At 71.0% G+C, this 4,367-nt stretch carries 1 protein-coding gene; it reads right to left on the reverse strand.

Annotated elements, in window-relative coordinates; all coding sequences use genetic code 11:
• Window positions 1–4,327: type I polyketide synthase (locus G5C65_RS32020; protein WP_165302550.1), on the reverse strand; the 4,327-nt coding region annotated here is incomplete at its 3' end.
• Between the last annotated feature and the right edge of the window lie 40 nt (window positions 4,328–4,367).

Here is a 4,367-nt window from a genome sequence, read left to right on the forward strand (position 1 = left end):
AGGTGAAGGTGGGGGTGAACGCAGACCAGTCCACGTCGGCGACCGTGACACAGCGCTCGCGGGCGTCTATTGCTGCGGCCAGGGCCTGGGTGGCCAGGTTCGGGTCCATGGGCGAGAGTCCGCGTCGGCGCAGGGCCTGCTCCGCCTCGCGCTGGGCCGCCATCCCGGCCCCGGCCCACGGACCCCAGGCCACCGACGTGCCGGGGAGTCCGCGGTCGTGGCGGTGCTGGACCCACGCGTCCAGGAACGCGTTCCCGGCCGCGTACGCACCCTGGCCACCGCTGCCCCAGGTGGCGGCGATCGACGAGAACACCACGAACACATCCAGCGGCAGATCCCGGGTGAGCTCGTCGAGGTGCACCGTCCCGTCGGTCTTGGGGCCGACCACCCGGGTCATCGCCTCCGGACCGGTCTGCTGCAGACCTTCAGGTACGTCAACACCGGCCGCGTGCACGATGCCGGTCAGTGGCCACTGCTCCGGAACACCGTCGATCACCGTGGCGAGCGCGTCCCGGTCGGTGACGTCGCACGCGGCCACCGTCACCTGCGCGCCCAGCTCGGTCAGCTCCTCGATCAGGCCGTCGGGAGCCGTTCCGCTGCGGCTGGTGAGGACGAGATGCGGTGCACCCCGTCCGGCCAGCCATCGGGCGGTGTGTGTGCCCAGGGCTCCGGTGCCGCCGGTGATCAGGACAGTGCCGGTGGGCTGCCAGCCCGTACCGGTGACGGCTGCGGGCAGCGCCCGTGCCAGGCGGCGGCCGTAGACCCCGGCTCCGCGGATTGCGACCTGGTCCTCGCTGCCGTCGGCCAGGATGTTTGCGAGTCGGGTTCCGGCTCGGGTGTCCAGGTGGGTGGGGAGGTCGATCAGTCCGCCCCAGCGTTGCGGGAGCTCCAGGGCCGCGACCCGGCCCAGGCCCCATACCGTGGCCTGGTCGGGGTGCTCCAGCCGGTCCGAGCGGCCCACCGCGACCGCGCCCCGTGTGAGGACCCACAGCGGTGCCGGGACCTCACCCAGCGCCTGCACCGCGGCCAGCGTGTCCGCCCAGCCGGACGCGAGCAGCACCACCCCGGCCACGTCGGGCAGCTGCGCGGCCTCCTCGGCCGGGACGTTGACCACTGTTGCACCGGCCGCGGACAGGGCCGCGGAGACGTCCGCTTCCTCCCGTCCGATGACCGCCCAGGTACCGGCCAAGGAAACCGAAGAGGGGAGGTCGGTAAACACCTTCCAGGTGACCTGATAGCGCCACGAATCCAACGTGGAGCGCTCCTGGCGACGCCTGCGCCATGCGTTGAGTGCGGGCAGCGCCGATTCCAGACCGGCCAGCTCCTCCAGATCCCCGCGCTCAACCGCATCCCAGAACACCGAGTCCAGGCCATCGCCCGCTACCGGACTCACCGACGGCTCCGGCCAGAACCGGTCACGCTGGAAGGCGTAGGTCGGCAGGTCGACCGCCCGGCCACCCCAGTCGGCGAACACCTTCGCCCAGTCGACCCCGACACCCACCGTCCACAGGCGGCTGATCGCGGTCAGGGCGGTGTCGGTCTCGTCCCGGCCCTTGCGCAGCATCGGCGCGAACACCGCATCGAGGGCCGTGTCCTGGGCCATGCCGGACAGCACACCGTCCGGCCCCAGCTCCACAAACCGGGTCACACCCAGCTCTGTGGCAGCGCCCACACCGTCGGCAAAGCGGACCGTCTGCCGCACCTGACGCACCCAGTACCCGGGCTCCTGCATCAACCCCGGCTCGGCCACCGCACCCGTCAGATTCGACACGATCGGTATGTGTGCCGGATTGAAGGTCAGACCGGACAGCACAGCGGCGAACTCGTCCAGCATCGGCTCCATCAGCGCCGAGTGGAACGCATGCGACACCCCCAGAATGTTGATCCGCCAGCCCTGGGCCACACACTCGGCCGCGTATCGCTCGATCGACTCGATGTCACCGGAGAGCACCACGGACTGCGGACCGTTGATGGCGGCGATGTCCAGTCCGGAGTCGGCGACATCAGCTTCCGTCGCCTGCACCGCCAGCATCCCGCCGCCGGACGGGAGCGCCTGCATCAGACGGCCGCGCTCGGCGACCAGGGTGCACGCGTCGTCCAGCGACAGGATCCCGGAGACGTGCGCGGCAGTGATCTCGCCGAGGGAGTGCCCCAGCAGCACATCCGGGACCACGCCCCAGGACTCCACCAGCCGGTACAGGGCCACTTCGAGCGCGAACAACCCCGCCTGCGCCCACAGCGTGTCCTCCAGGTCGGCGCCGTCGGTCAGCACCTCGCGCAACGGGCGCCCCAGCCGGACATCCAGGCGGCCGCAGACCGTATCGAAGGCTTCGGCGAACACCGGGAACTGCTCATACAGCCCCAGCCCCATCCCGGCACGCTGGGCACCCTGCCCCGTGAACAGGAACGCCAACCGGCCCTCGCCAGCGACGCCGGAGGCCAGCACATCATCACCGTCGGCCAGCACCGCGCGGTGCTCCAGCCCGGCCCGCGCCGTGGCCAGCGACCAGCCCACATCCACCGCGTCCAGCTCCGGCCGCTCCGCCACGAACGACCGCAGCCGCTCCACCTGCCCCCGCAGCGCGGCCTCGGACTTCCCCGACACCACCCACGGCACCAACCCCGGCGTCTGCCGTGTCGCAGGGTTCGGCAGCGGCTCGGGTTCCAGTCCGGGTGCCTGCTCCAGGATGACGTGCGCGTTGGTACCGCTGATCCCGAACGAGGACACCCCCGCCCGCCGGGAGCGATCCACCTCGGGCCACGGCCGCGGTTCGCTGAGCAGCTCCACCGCGCCAGCCGACCAGTCCACCTGCGGCGAGGGCTCATCCACATGCAGCGTCGCGGGCAGCATCCCGCGCCGCAGCGCCATCACCATCTTGATCACACCCGCGACACCCGCCGCCGACTGCGCATGCCCGATGTTCGACTTCACCGACCCCAGCCACAGCGGCTCACCACCCGCACCACGCTCCCGGCCATACGTCGCCAGCAACGCCTGCGCCTCGATCGGATCCCCCAACCGGGTCCCCGTCCCATGCGCCTCAACCGCATCCACCTCCGCAGCCGTCAGCCGGGCACTCGCCAGCGCCTGCCGGATCACCCGCTGCTGCGACGGGCCGTTCGGCGCCGACAGACCATTGCTCGCACCGTCCTGGTTGACCGCACTGCCCCGCACCACCGCCAACACCTCATGCCCGTTGCGCCGCGCATCCGACAGCCGCTCCAGCAGCAGCAGACCGACGCCCTCCGACCACCCCGTCCCATCCGCAGCCGCCGCGAACGGCTTGCACCGCCCATCCGCCGCCAAACCGTCCTGCCGGTCAAACTCGACGAACATGTCGGGCCTGACCATGACCGTCACCCCACCGGCCAGCGCCAGCTCGCACTCACCCGACCGCAGCGCCTGGCCGGCCAGATGCAGAGCGACCAGCGACGACGAACAAGCAGTGTCGACCGTGACCGCGGGCCCCTCAAGCCCGAAGACGTAAGCGACACGACCGGAAATCACACTGGTCGTGCTGCCGGTCACCTGGTGACCGTCGGCGCCCTCCGGCAGCCGCATGTCCGTGCCGTAGCCGGACGAGGCTGCACCGGCGAATACGCCAACGCTACGGCCCCGCAGGGACCGGGGATCCATCCCGGCCGCCTCGAACGTCTCCCAGGCCGCCTCAAGCGCCAGCCGCTGCTGCGGGTCCATGGCCACGGCCTCGCGCGGCGAGATCCCGAACAGATCGGCGTCGAACTCGTCCGCTCCACGGACGAACCCGCCCACGCCGCTGCCCCGGCCGGCCAGGTCAGCAGACCAACCCCGATCGGTCGGGAACGCCGACATGGCATCCGCCCCGTCGGCGACCAGACCCCACAGCTGATCGGGCGAGGTGACATCGCCCGGGTAACGGCAGGCCATCGCGACGATAGCGATCGGCTCGTCGGTTTCGGCTGCGGTGAGCGGTCGAGACGGTTCCGGAGCCACATCAGACTCGTCGATGAGCTGCGACCTCAGGTAGTCGCTCAGGATGGTCGGGTTGGGGTAGTCGAAGACGAGGGTGGCGGGGAGTCGGAGTCCGGTGGTGGTGTTGAGCTGGTTGCGTAGTTCGACTGCGGTCAGGGAGTCGAATCCGAGGTCCTTGAACGCCTGGCGCTCTCCGATCGCCTCGGGGGTGGTGTGTCCCAGTACCGTGGCCGCGCTCTCGCGTACCAGCTCCAGCAGCATCTGCTGCCGGCGTTCAGCCGATACCGGCCCCAGCCGCTGCGCCAGCGCCGGCCCGGACTGCGACGCCTGCGCCACCACACGCCGCACCCCACCGGAGACCAGATCACGCAGCAACGCCGGAACCTCACCCCGTGCCCGCAACGCGCCAGGATCA

Source organism: Streptomyces boncukensis, from assembly GCF_011045075.1.
GTDB classification, from domain to species: Bacteria; Actinomycetota; Actinomycetes; order Streptomycetales; family Streptomycetaceae; genus Streptomyces; species Streptomyces boncukensis.